Here is a 13,157-nt window from a genome sequence, read left to right as displayed (position 1 = left end):
CTTATAAGACTGCGTTTTTTTGTGTGAATTTGTTCATTTTTTATTCTGTATATCCACGGTTATTCATAAATTAATAACAACTGAGGGGATGGAGTTGAGGTCGATGAAAAAAGTATTATTTTTAGGAGACCCAGGCATTGATGACTCTTTAGCAATTATGTATGGATTGTTGCATCCTGATATTGATATTGTTGGTGTAGTAACGGGATATGGAAATGTAACACAAGAAAAGGCGACAAGTAATGCCGCATATTTATTGCAAATGGCAGGACGGGAAGATATACCTGTTATTAATGGTGCGAAAATTCCTTTATCCGGAGATATTACGACGTATTATCCAGAAATTCATGGGACAGACGGTTTAGGGCCAATTAAACCTCCAAAAACTTTTTCACCAAATATAAAGCCTTTTTGTACATTTTTTGATCTTCTTGAAAAATATAAAGGAGAATTAATAATAGTCGATGCTGGTAGATCAACAACATTAGCGACAGCATTTATTTTAGAAAAGCCGATGATGAAGTATGTGAAAGAATATTATATAATGGGCGGTGCTTTCTTAATGCCTGGCAATGTAACACCAGTCGCAGAGGCGAATTTTCATGGTGATCCCATTGCGTCACAATTAGTTATGCAAAATGCCAAAAATGTAACATTAGTGCCACTTAACGTTACATCTGAAGCAATTATTACACCGGAAATGGTAAAATATATTACGAAACACTCTAAAACGAGTTTTAATAAGTTAATCGAGCCGATATTTACGTACTATTATAAAGCTTATAGAAAGTTAAATCCGAAAATAAAAGGAAGTCCAGTACATGACGTCGTTACAATGATGGTTGCGGCAAATCCATCCCTTTTAGATTATGTATATCGTCGTGTCGATGTAGATACAGTTGGAATTGCAAAAGGAGAGAGTATTGCTGATTTTCGGCCTCAACCTGATGCAAAAGCATTAAAAAATTGGGTGCGAATTGGTTGGTCGTTACATTATAAAAAGTTTCTTGAGGATTTTGTGAAATTTATGACGTAGACATAATAGGAGCATACAAGTTAAAATAATGGAGATGGTTATTTAAATGACCATCTCCATTATTTTGTTTTTAAATGATAAATAGAGAAGAGTTACACAATAGGAGAGGAATTTTACTTGAAAAAAACTATAGTATGCGCAGTAATTGTGGGTATTTTTGTTTTGCTAATATCGGGTAACTTTTTAGTGAAAAAAGTGTGGAGTTCAAATAATGATGATGCACAGTATATTGCATCTTTTATTGAAGAACATAAAGATGAAAAAAATAGTGCGCTTCTAGTAAAGAGAAATGATAAAGTTGTTTATTCTGTAAACCCAAATGTTGTATTGCCAGTTGCTAGTACGATGAAATTAATTGTGGCGCTTGAATATACGAAACAAGTTACTGAAGGGAAAATTGATTCTTCTAGTTTCGTGTCGATTAATGATGTGAATCGTTATTATGTGCCGAATACAGATGGTGGTGCACAAGATAGATGGCAAAAGTATTTGGAGAAGACGGGTAAGATAACTGAAGGAGCGGTTTCTTTAGAAGAAGTGGCAAAAGGAATGGTTAAGTTTAGTTCGAATGCAAATGCTGAATACTTAATGGAATTGTTAGGATTAGATAACATCAATCGAAATTTACAAAGTTTATCACTTCCTGCACATCAACCACTATTTCCAATCGTTTCATCTTTGTATATCCCGGGATATTTGCATAAAGAATTACATGTTCCAAAATATAAAATAGAGAAAAAGTTAAAAGAAATGTCTCAAGAGCAATATCGTGAATATGCGATGATTATTCATGAACGCTTAAAGAAGAAGGGACCATTATTACAGAAGGAAATTCCGCTTTATTTAGAGGAACGTTACGACAAAATTTGGTCAGATAGATTACCAGCAGCTTCTGCAAATGATTATATGGTATTACTTCAAAAGGCAAACCATAAAGGTGGCTTGACAGAGGCTGAAGAAAAAGTGTGGGCAAATATCGTTGAAACAGACATGAGTGCCAAGAAATACCGTAAAACATTCAGACATGCGGGGCAAAAGAATGGTTACACACCATGGACGGTTACAAAAGCAGTTTATGCTATGGATAAACGTGGAAACTGTACAGAAATTGTGTTTTTGGCGAATAATTTAAATGAAGACGATAGTGCAGAAATACGGAAACATTTAGCAAACTTGCATTTCCAAGTGTTGCAAAGTGATAAGTATGATGCGACTTTTATTAAATAAACTCGGTGCAGAGAGCACCGAGTTTATTTTTATGTACAAGCACTTTTTTTCTATCTCTGGGTATGATGGGTAGTAATACTTAGGTGAGAGGGGAAAAGGTGATGAAACAAAGTAAAGAAGAGTTTATAAAGAGTGAAGGCGCTGATTTCCCTGGGAAAACATATGTGGATTGTGTATTACAACATGTATTTGATTTTCAACGAAATTACTTATTGAAAGATATGTTTCAAGTGCATAAAGCACATATTACGATGCTGACGGAAGAAAATTTAATGAAAAAGGAAGAAGCTAAAGTTATATTACACGCATTAAAAAAGGTAGAGGGAATTCCAGAAGAGCAATTGCTCTATACAGAGCAGCATGAAGATCTCTTTTTTTTAGTCGAACATTTAATTTCTCAAGAAGCGAAATGCGATTTTGTAAGTAATATGCATATTGGTAGAAGTAGAAATGATATGGGCGTAACGATGTATCGCATGAGTTTAAGGCGATATGTATTACGATTAATAGAACATCATTTGTTATTGCAAGAAAGTGTACTGCAACTTGCTGCTGATCATAAGGAAACGATCATGCCAGCTTATACACATACACAACCAGCACAGCCAACAACATTTGGTCATTATACGTTAGCAATTTATGATACGATGCAAAGAGATTTAGAACGAATGAAAAAAACGTACCAGCTTTTAAATCAGTCTCCAATGGGGGCGGCTGCACTCTCTACAACAAGTTTCCCGATTAAACGAGAACGAGTTGCTCATCTACTTGGATTTACAAATGTAATTGAGAACTCATATGATGCTGTTGCTGGAGCGGATTATTTATTAGAAGTTAGCTCGCTACTTATGGTAATGATGACGAATACGAGTAGATGGATTCATGACTTTTTGTTGTTAGCAACGAAAGAATATGACGGTATTACTGTTGCAAAGTCATATGTACAAATCAGTAGTATTATGCCGCAAAAACGAAACCCGGTTTCAATTGAACATGCTCGTGCAATTACGAGTAGTGCTTTAGGAGAAGCATTTACAGTATTTCAAATGATTCATAATACACCATTTGGTGATATTGTCGATACGGAAGATGACTTGCAGCCATATTTATATAAAGGGATTGAAAAGGCAATTCGTGTTTTTTGTATGATGAATGCAGTGATCCGAACGATGAAAGTAGAAGAAGAAACGTTAAAAAGTCGTTCCTATAAACATGCAATAACGATAACGGATTTCGCCGATGTTTTAACAAAAAACTATGAAATTCCATTTCGGCATGCTCATCATGCAGCAAGTGCTATTGCAAATATGTCATTGGAGCAGAAAAAAGAACTACATGAATTACACTTCAAAGAGGTAAATATGTACTTGCAAGAACATTTTAAAATAAATTTATTAGAAAAAGAGTGGAAAGAAATTATATCGCCAGAAGCTTTTATTCAAAAAAGAAATGTATACGGTGGACCGAGTAAAAAAGAGATGGAGCGCATGATCAAAAATCGAAAAGAGTCATTTCAAAAAGAAGAAGATGTATTTGAAAAGGAAAAACAGAGAATTTTACAAGCTGAAAATGCTTTGAATACATTAGCTTTGAATATTATTGAATCGTAAAAGAGGGATTTGATGAATTAATCGCCAATACTTAATTAAACTATGAATAGAGAGAAGAGATTGTCGATGATTCAATTACATGTATATGAAGAGATTTTTCATTTTAAAGAAGATGTTACACCATTTCTAGAAAAGAATGAGCAGGAAAACAATCTCATATTAGGTGTATTACAAATGGTCCAAGAACCGATATTTATGGGGATAGCGAAACAAGGAGAAGAAATTGCGGTTGTATTTCTGCAAACAGAAGAGAAGAAACAAATCATTGTTGCAACTTCTGAAATTGCGGGAGTAACTATTGAGGAACTTGCAAAAGAATTAACGAAAGTATATCCGGATATTCCTGGATTGATCGGTAATAAGAAAATTGTACAGAAATTAGCGGAAGAGATTGCCGTATTAGAAAATAAAAAAACGAATGTTGCAATGGAGCAAGGTGTGTATGAGCTGAACAGAGTAAAGAAGAAGTGTAATGCGAATGGACTTTTCCGAGCGGTAAATAATGATGAATTACCATTAATAGAACAGTGGATATATCAATTTTGTGAAGACGTAAAGCTTCCTACTACGAAAGAAGAAGCAAAACAAACTGCGTATACATTAATAATTACAAATCGACTGTTTGGTTTGGAAGTAGATGGGAAACTCGTTTCTGTAGCTGCAAAAACGAGACCAACTAAAAATAATATAACAGTCAATTTCGTATATACGCCGAAAGAAGCAAGGAAAAAAGGGTATGCATCTCATTGTGTAGCAGCACTTAGTCAACGTATGTTAGATGAAGGCTATCAGACGACTACGTTATATACTGATCTAGCGAATCCGACATCTAATAAAATTTATCAAGAAATTGGTTATGAACAAATTGCGGAATCTGTGCTCATATTTTTAGAGAAGTAAAACAAAAAGGCGTGCTATTTTAGCACGCCTTTTTGTTATTCATCAATTCTAATAACCTCGCCTTGAGGGAATTCCTCAGTTTCTAGTAAGTTACGAATAGCTTTCGCAACATATTCAGGTGATAATAGCTTTCCTTCTTCTTTTAATGCAATGAAGCGGTCTAAATTTGTGAAGTCTTCTTTAGCTGTTTCACGAATTTGTGCTTGCATATTTGTATCAACAACACCGGGGGCAAAAGCGACGATTTTTACTGGATATTCTTTTTCCCATTCTTCAGTTGCTACGCATTGTGTAAACATATTTACACCAGCTTTCGTCGTACAATAAGCGCCCCATCCGAAATAAGGATTTTTTCCTGCACCAGATGAAATATTTATAACGCGTTTATCTACTTTCCATTCTTTCGTATGTTTCATAAACGTAGATGTAAGAATCATAGGTGCAAGTAAATTAATGTGAACGTTCGTAATGAATTGTTCACTTTCTGCTTTTTCAATCGGCTTCATAGGTGCAACTGTACCTGCATTATTAATTAAATGAATAGAGGATACATTGTCTTCTTTAATGGATGAAATGATTTCTTTAAAGTTAGTTTCTAAGTTATGTATATCTTGAAGATCTAAGGAATGAAAAATGCAATTGCTGTTATATTGCTCTGCAAGTTTAGTAAGTTCTTTATTTTCTCTTCTAGAAATAGAGATGACAGTTGTACTTTCTTCTAACAACTGAGTGGCAATAGCCTCACCTAAACCTTGTGAAGTTCCTGTTATGATAACGTAGCGCATAGTTTTATAAACTCCTCTCGTATGTGCGGAATTTTGTTGGACAACGTACATTGCATAGTTTGTCTACATTTTATAGTATAGAGCACTTTTTACTATAAATGAAATGAGATGATTGTGTGCCTTTTATAAACCGTTTTACAACAACAGTACCTGGTGCCGTCACGTTCACTGGGAACACGTTAGGGCTTAGCCCTACATCACCTGCGCCAGGTAATATTTTTGGTACACTTGCTGTATTTACTACGGTAAATACAGCGCTGCAAGTACCAGGGTTCCCAGCAGGAACGACGGATGAATGGCAATTGAATTCTTCAAGTGCAATTTTAAATCTTCCGGCGGGGAGTAGTGTACTATATGCAGAGTTAGTTTGGGCTGGTACTTTTCGGACTGATACGGAAGATGTTTTACCATTTTTAAATGATGATATTACATTTACAACACCATCAGGGACGTTTGCTGTTACGCCAGATCCCGCTACCGCGCAGCAAGGTTCAGTAGGAAATCAGTTTTATTATGCTCGCTCTGCTAATGTAACGAATCTTGTTAGTGCAGGTGGGGCAGGCACATATACAACAGGTGCTGTGCCCGCTGCAAGAACTTCAGCTGATCCAACAATCAGTCGTTCAGCTGGCTGGACGCTTGAGGTTGTATATCAAAATGCAAGTTTACCTCTTCGGAATTTGTCAGTTTATGCAGGCCAAGAAATTATTGATGCTTCATCCCCGCCTGTTGATGCTACTATTTCAGGATTTGCTACTCCAGCTACAGGAGCTGTTACAGGAAGAGTACTCGTAACTGTTCAAGAGGGAGATTCCAACATTTCTGGAGATCAACTTCGCTTTGGACCAAACCCAAATGCTACAGTTGCATTATTCGGACCGAGAAATCCGGCAAATAATTTCTTTCAATCTCAAATTTGTAATGACTTTGGGGAATTAGATACAACCGGAACGTTTGGAGATTTGAATCAGCCATTAGGGATAGCTTTGGCTGTTCGAAGACAAGGATGGGATATTACAAACGTAGATGCTTCATCATCATTAGTAAATAATCAAACGTCAGCAACCGTTCGGTTCGTTACAAATGGTGATGGTTATGCAGCGGCTGGTTTTGGTGTTCAAATTGATGCGACGGGACCGATTATAAATCCTGTCAAATCTGTTGATAAAGCAGTTGCAGGTATAGGAGATATTCTCACTTATACGATTACAGTTCCGAATACAGGAACAGGAAGTGCGGACAACGTTATATTACAAGATAGTATTCCGAACGGCACAGCATTTATAGCTGGTAGTGTAACGGTTGGTGGAGTAACACAACCAAGTGCGAATCCAGCTAGTGGAATTAATTTAGGAACGATACCAAATAATGCTCAAAGAATCGTTACATTCCAAGTAAGAATTACATCGTTTCCAAATCCAAATCCTATTTCAAATCGTGCAATGGTGTCTTACCAATTTCGTCCTTTCGTTGGTAGCCTTCCTATTGCAAGTACGTCTTCTTCAAATACAGTACAAACGACAGTGAATCAAGCAACTATAAGTATGCAAAAGTCTGTAGATCTACAGACGGCAACACTTAATGGTGTATTAACGTACACGGTTAATGTAACGAATAATGGAAACATCACTGCAAACAATGTTATTTTTGTTGATAGTATCCCTGCTGGAACAACATTTGTCGCAAATAGCGTTACGGTAAACGGGGTAGCACGTCCAGGAGCGAATCCAGCAAGTAGTATTAATCTTGGAAGTATTAATGCATCGCAAACGACTGTAGTGCGCTTTCAAGTTCGAGTGACATCAAACCCTCTTGTCAATCCAATTCCAAACCGTGCGAGTGTAACATTTAACTTTACTCCAGTACCTGGTCAACCACCAGTTTCAGGGCAAGCGACAAGCAATACTGTAGTTACGACAATTAATATAGCTGATATAACAACGAGAAAAACAGTGGATAAAGCTTTTGCAACGGTTAACGACGTTCTTACGTACACGGTAACAATTCAAAATACAGGAAATGTACTTGCGACGAATGTTATTTTTCAAGATCCAATCCCAACTGGAACGACTTTTATCACAAATAGTGTAACTGTAGATGGAATTTCGCAACCTGGGGCAAATCCGGCAACTGGCTTTACAGTTGCTAACATATCTCCAGGTGGGACTAGGACAGTTACATTTCAAGTACGAGTAACTTCTACGCCATCAGGAGGTACGATTCCGAATCGCGGAAATGTGTCTGCTAATTTCGTCGTTATTCCGAATCAGCCGCCAATAACGATTAATAGACAAACGAATACAGTTGTGACACAAGTTAATACAGGCAGTTTAAATGTAATAAAAGAAGTGAATACAACACAAGCAGCAGTAGGAGATACTTTAACATATACGATTGCCGTTCAAAATACAGGAAACGTTCCGCTAACAAATGTGTTATTTCAAGACACTATTTCTTCCGCTGTTTCCTTCGTTGCAAATTCTGTAACAATTAATGGAGTACAGCAAAGTGGACTAAATCCGAATACAGGATTCTCTCTTCCAAATATTCCTGCGGCTCAAACGGTTGTAGTCACATTTGACGTAGTAATTGTACAGAATCCAGAAAATGAAGATATTTTAAATCAAGCAAATGTAACAGCAAGCTTTCAAGTGAATCCGAATGAACCACCAGTAACAATCAATGTACCGAGTAATGTTGTGAATACGACAGTACAATCAGGGAACTTTGAAGTTGTGAAAGCAGTGAATACGAATGTGGCAACGGTAGGAGATGTTTTAGTATATACAATCGAAGTTATAAATGCAGGTAGTGTACCAGCTACAAGTGTATTTTTCCAAGATTCAATTCCGCCAGGGACATTATTTATTGAAAATAGTGTATTGGTTAATGGTGTTTTACAAGAGGGGGCAGATCCAGGACTAGGATTCCCATTAAATGATTTACCTACTGGCGCGAGTGTAATTATTTCATTTGAAGTATTAATTGATGAAATTCCGCCAGGGAATAATGTTGTAAATAACGCGAATGTAACTGGAGATTTTCTTGTAAATCCAACAGAGCCACCAATTACTGTGACGGTTCCAAGTAATACTGTTATGACAGTTGTGAATTCCTCAGGACTAAATGTAATGAAGAGTGTAAGCGCTACTGAAGCAGGTGTAGGAGATACACTAACATATACAGTTGCTATACAAAATAGTGGAACGGTAGTAGCGACAAATGTATCATTCCTTGATCCGATTCCAGTTGGAACCACTTTTGTAGCGAATAGTGTAACAATAAACGGGACACCTCAACCAGGTTTAAACCCGACAACTGGATTTCCACTTGCTAATATTCCAGTAGGAGGTATAGTAACAGTTACTTTCCAAGTGGCAATCACGAGTGTACCACCAAATAGAGTTCTTCCGAATAATGCGAATGTAACTGCTGATTTCCAAGTAAGTCCTCTCCAGCCACCAATTACAATTGTAACGATTAGTAATATTGTTGTGACGCGAGTGAATGTAGGATCAATTAATGTAATAAAAAGTGTAAATACACTACAAGCAGGTGTAGGAGATACGTTAACGTATACGATTCTTATTCAAAATACAGGAACTGTCCCCGCAACGAATATTATTTTTCAAGATCCAATCCCATCTGGAGCTACATTTGTAGCGAATAGTGTAACGATTAATGGAGTCGTTCAGCAAGGTGCGAATCCTATAGTGGGTTTTCCTGTTACAAATATTCCAGTTGGGCAAACTGCTACAATTACGTTCCAAGTGACAGTGACAAGTGTTCCGAGTGGTGGAAATATAAGAAATCAATCGAATGTTACTGCAAGTTTCCTTATAAATCCGGCAGGACCTCCTATAACGACTACTACAAATAGTAATTTTGTAGTAACACAAGTAAATACAGCGAGACTAACTATACAAAAATCTTCATCTGTACAACAAGCAGCACTTGGAGAGACTTACACATATTCTGTTGTTATACGAAATACAGGTACAGTTGCAGCTACAAATATTTCTTTTATTGACACGATTGCTCCAGAAACAACATTTGTAGCAAATAGTGTAACGATAAATGGAACGCCTCAACCTGGATTTGATCCAAATATTGGTTTCCCGCTTCCTAATATTGCAGCTGGCACATCATTGACAGTAACATTCCAAGTGATAGTTGTTGCACCATCAACGCTTGGGGCAGTTCTAAACACAGCGTCTGCTACAGCTACTTTCTTATTGAATCCTTTACAACCACCTGTAACAACAACGAACTCAAGTAATACAACGGTAGTTACAATACCGTTACCTCCTCCTGGTGAAGTGACAGCAATAAAAACAGTAAATATTGCAACTGGGGCTGTTGGGGATGTATTAACGTATACAGTGCTAATAACGAATGTAGGAATTATCCCTGTTACAGATGTACTCTTCCAAGATGTCATTCCAGAAGGGACGACGTTTGTTGACAACAGTGTAACGATAGGTGGAATACAGCAACCTGGATTAAATCCAGAAATAGGCTTTACAGTTAGTCCGTTATTAAATGCTGGTGCGAGTATTTCTGTAACGTTCCAAGTGACCATTACGGAAATTCCTGATAATGAAGTCATATTAAATGATGCTGACGTTACATTTACTTCACAACCGAATCCGCAGGAGCCACCGATTACGCAAACGATATTAACGAATTTAGTCGTTACGACAATTAATATAGCTTCAATTTTTCCAGTAAAAATAGTAGATAAAGAGGCAGCAACGGTTGGGGAAATATTAACCTATGATGTACTAATTTTTAACTTTGGAACGGTACCGGCAACGAATGTCCAATTTCTTGATTCTAGTACGAGTGGTGTAGCATTTGTTCCAGGAAGTGTGAGTATAAACGGAGTGCCAGAACCAGGATTAGATCCGTTCATAGGCTTTGCAGTTCCAGATATACCTGTAGGTGATTTTGTACTTGTCACATACCAAGAGATGGTAACGAGCATACCTCAAGGTGGAACAGTTGTTAACTTTGTGGACGTTACGGCTACGTTTGCTGTAAGTGAAACAGAGCCGCCTATTACTGAAACGACGACAAGTAACACGACATTAACAGAAATAAATGAATCTGGTTTGAATGTTTTAAAATCAGTAAGTCAGCCGGTTGTTGCAGTAGGCGATACAATCACATATACAACAGTAGTTCAAAATACGGGAACAGTGATAGCGACGAATGTTCAATATAGTGATGTATTACCATCCTCTATAACATTCGTACCGAATAGTGTAACGATAAACGGTGTGTTACAGCCTGGATTAGATCCTAACACTGGCTTCTCACTTCCGGATATAACTCCAGGTGAAAGTGTAGAAGTCACATTCCAAGTAACAGTTGTTAGCGTTCCGTCAAACGGAACAATTGCCAATACGGCAAATGTTACCGGAAGCTTTATTTTAGTACCAGGAGAACCACCAGTTATAGTAAATCAGCCAAGTAATACAACACTCACAACTGTAAATAGAGGACGCTTTAATGTTATTAAACAAGTAAATAGAGCCGCTACTCTAGTTGGAGATGTATTGACGTATACAGTGCAAATAACGAATACAGGAACAGTAACAGCTAACAATGTTCAGTTTATTGATACGATTTCAACAGGTGCGTCATTTGTACCAAATAGTGTAACGATAAATGGAGCCCCGCAACCAAACTTAAATCCGATTACTGGATTTGGAGTTGGAGATATCCCAGTTGGTGAAACAGTTATAGTGACGTTTCAAGCGACAGTTACAAACATCCCGTCATCAGGAACAATTACGAACGTTGCAAATATAACAGGAAGCTTTACTTTAGTGCCAGGAGAGCCACCGGTTGTAGTAACAGAGCCGAGTAATACGACGATAACTAGAGTGAATAGAGGACGATTCAGCGTTATAAAATCTGTAAATAAAGAAGCGACACGATTAGGAGATACGTTAACGTATAGTGTGCAAGTTACAAATACGGGAACGGTAACAGCGACGAACGTTCAGTTTAGCGATGTTCCATCACCTAGTTTAGAATTCGTTCCTGGAAGTGTACAAATAAATGGGATTCCGCAAGTAGGTTTAGATCCATTTGTAGGCTTTGCATTGCCTAATCTTGCAGTAGGGGATAGCGTATTAATTACATTTGAAGTAAATGTAATCGCAGTTCCGCCTTCTAGTAGCATTATGAATACAGCAAGAGTAACGGGTGATTTTGAATTAATTCCAGGAGAACCTCCGTTTACAATTACGAATTCAAGTAATACGACAGTCACACCAGTAAATAGAGGCAGTTTAGATATGCAAAAAGAAGTAGATCATTCAATTGTTGGAGTAGGAGAAACAGTAAAGTATACGGTTCGAATATTAAATACTGGTACTGCTGATGCGATGAATATTCAATTTATCGATGTCCTATCTCCGGAAGCTGTTTTTGTACCAAATAGTGTAACTGTAAATGGAGTAGCTCGTCCGGGAGTAAATCCGCAGGTTGGATTTACGATTGTAGACATTCCAGTTGGTGAGACGGCGATTGTAACATATGAAGCTACGATTACGAGCTTTCCAGATGGTGGCACAGTAGTGAACGTTGCTGGGGCGTTAGCAGAATATATTTTAGTACCAGGGGAGCCTCCAGTTACAGTGATGGATACGAGCAATACAGTTATAGTGACGGTAAATACTGCAATCTTATTTGTTGCAAAAGGAGCAAACTTTGAAGTAGCGATGGTAGGAGATGTTGTCACTTATGGAATTGCCGTTATAAATGACAGTACAGTTCCTGTGACGAATATTGTTTTAACAGATATCATTGATCCAAATACTTTATTTATAAATGGCACGGTAACGGTAAATGATGTACCTCTTCCATTTGCTAATCCGAATACCGGTATTTCGTTAGGTGATTTTCAGCCAAATGACGCAGCAATTATTAATTTCCAAGTTGTAATAACAGGAGGACAAATAAATAATTTAGTTACAAATACTGCTATAGCAAATGGGCTCGCAACTGTAAATCCGAATGAGCCGCCAGTAGTAGTTGAAGGTGATAGCAATACAGTTGTTATCCCGTTTATTTCTCAAAATGTCTCAACGACAGTCGTAAAAACGGCAAATTTACAGGCAGCAACAATTGGCGATGTTATTACGTTTACGACAGTTATTACAAATACGGGGGATACAGCAATACAAAATATTCGTTTTCAAGATATGTTAGATAGTAGTGTTCAATTTGTCCTTGGAACTGTAACGATTGATAATACGCCAGTGCCAAATGTAAACCCAGTATCAGGTTTTATTATAGGAAATTTAAATCCAGGTGAAGCACGGACAGTTTCGTTCCAAGTAGTAGTGCAGAGCGCGCCAAATGGTTCAGGAAATTATATAAATCAAGCGAGTATTCGTTTCGAACATCAAGTAGGCACAGTATTGCCACCTGTTACACAAATGGTAGAAAGTAACATAGTTGTCATTCCATTTGTTCCAACGATAGAACAAATTTGTGAAACGAATCTTAATTGCTTAGGGAAAATTCCTTTTCAATGTTCTCCGTGTAATCATTTGCCAATAAATAAAAAATAAATAAAAAATA

At 37.3% G+C, this 13,157-nt stretch carries 6 protein-coding genes; 5 read left to right on the top strand and 1 reads right to left on the bottom strand.

The window, feature by feature from the left end; all coding sequences use genetic code 11:
- Positions 1-103: 103 nt before the first annotated feature.
- The 4 genes from DN407_RS17245 (at position 104) to DN407_RS17230 (ending at position 4,773) form a co-directional block, all read left to right on the top strand.
- Positions 104-1,036 carry a nucleoside hydrolase gene (locus tag DN407_RS17245; RefSeq protein WP_000756459.1) on the top strand — a complete coding sequence of 311 codons (933 nt, stop codon included), beginning with the start codon at positions 104-106 and terminating at the stop codon, positions 1,034-1,036.
- A 117-nt stretch (positions 1,037-1,153) separates the two neighbouring features.
- On the top strand, positions 1,154-2,263 hold the full coding sequence (locus DN407_RS17240) for a serine hydrolase (protein WP_000751366.1): 1,110 nt from the start codon (positions 1,154-1,156) through the stop codon (positions 2,261-2,263).
- A 101-nt stretch (positions 2,264-2,364) separates the two neighbouring features.
- On the top strand, positions 2,365-3,873 hold the full coding sequence (gene argH, locus DN407_RS17235) for an argininosuccinate lyase (protein ID WP_000813961.1): 1,509 nt from the start codon (positions 2,365-2,367) through the stop codon (positions 3,871-3,873).
- 66 nt (positions 3,874-3,939) lie between these two features.
- On the top strand, positions 3,940-4,773 hold the full coding sequence (locus tag DN407_RS17230; protein WP_000615375.1) for a GNAT family N-acetyltransferase: 834 nt from the start codon (positions 3,940-3,942) through the stop codon (positions 4,771-4,773).
- A gap of 35 nt (positions 4,774-4,808) precedes the next feature.
- Here DN407_RS17230 and DN407_RS17225 read toward each other — a convergent pair whose 3' ends face one another.
- Positions 4,809-5,558 (bottom strand): (S)-benzoin forming benzil reductase, encoded by a 750-nt coding sequence (locus DN407_RS17225; protein ID WP_149216518.1) that lies wholly within the window; start codon positions 5,556-5,558, stop codon positions 4,809-4,811.
- Positions 5,559-5,674: 116 nt separating this feature from the next.
- Between DN407_RS17225 and DN407_RS17220 the strand changes: the two genes are divergently transcribed.
- Entirely contained in the window at positions 5,675-13,147 is a 7,473-nt protein-coding gene (locus DN407_RS17220) for a DUF7507 domain-containing protein (RefSeq protein WP_149216517.1), read from the top strand.
- The last annotated feature ends 10 nt before the right edge of the window (positions 13,148-13,157 follow it).

It is taken from the genome of Bacillus sp. JAS24-2, from assembly GCF_008274905.1.
Taxonomy (GTDB): Bacteria; Bacillota; Bacilli; order Bacillales; family Bacillaceae_G; genus Bacillus_A; species Bacillus_A cereus.
The sequence above is the reverse complement of the archived record's forward strand: the minus strand, read 5'-3'. Positions and strand labels throughout refer to the sequence as shown.

Excerpts from the sequence above, each read along its gene's own strand:
- DN407_RS17230 (WP_000615375.1), top strand. The coding sequence starts at position 3,940 with ATGATTCAATTACATGTATATGAAGAGATTTTTCATTTTAAAGAAGAT.
- argH (WP_000813961.1), top strand. The coding sequence starts at position 2,365 with ATGAAACAAAGTAAAGAAGAGTTTATAAAGAGTGAAGGCGCTGATTTC.
- DN407_RS17225 (WP_149216518.1), bottom strand. The coding sequence starts at position 5,558 with ATGCGCTACGTTATCATAACAGGAACTTCACAAGGTTTAGGTGAGGCT.
- DN407_RS17245 (WP_000756459.1), top strand. The coding sequence starts at position 104 with ATGAAAAAAGTATTATTTTTAGGAGACCCAGGCATTGATGACTCTTTA.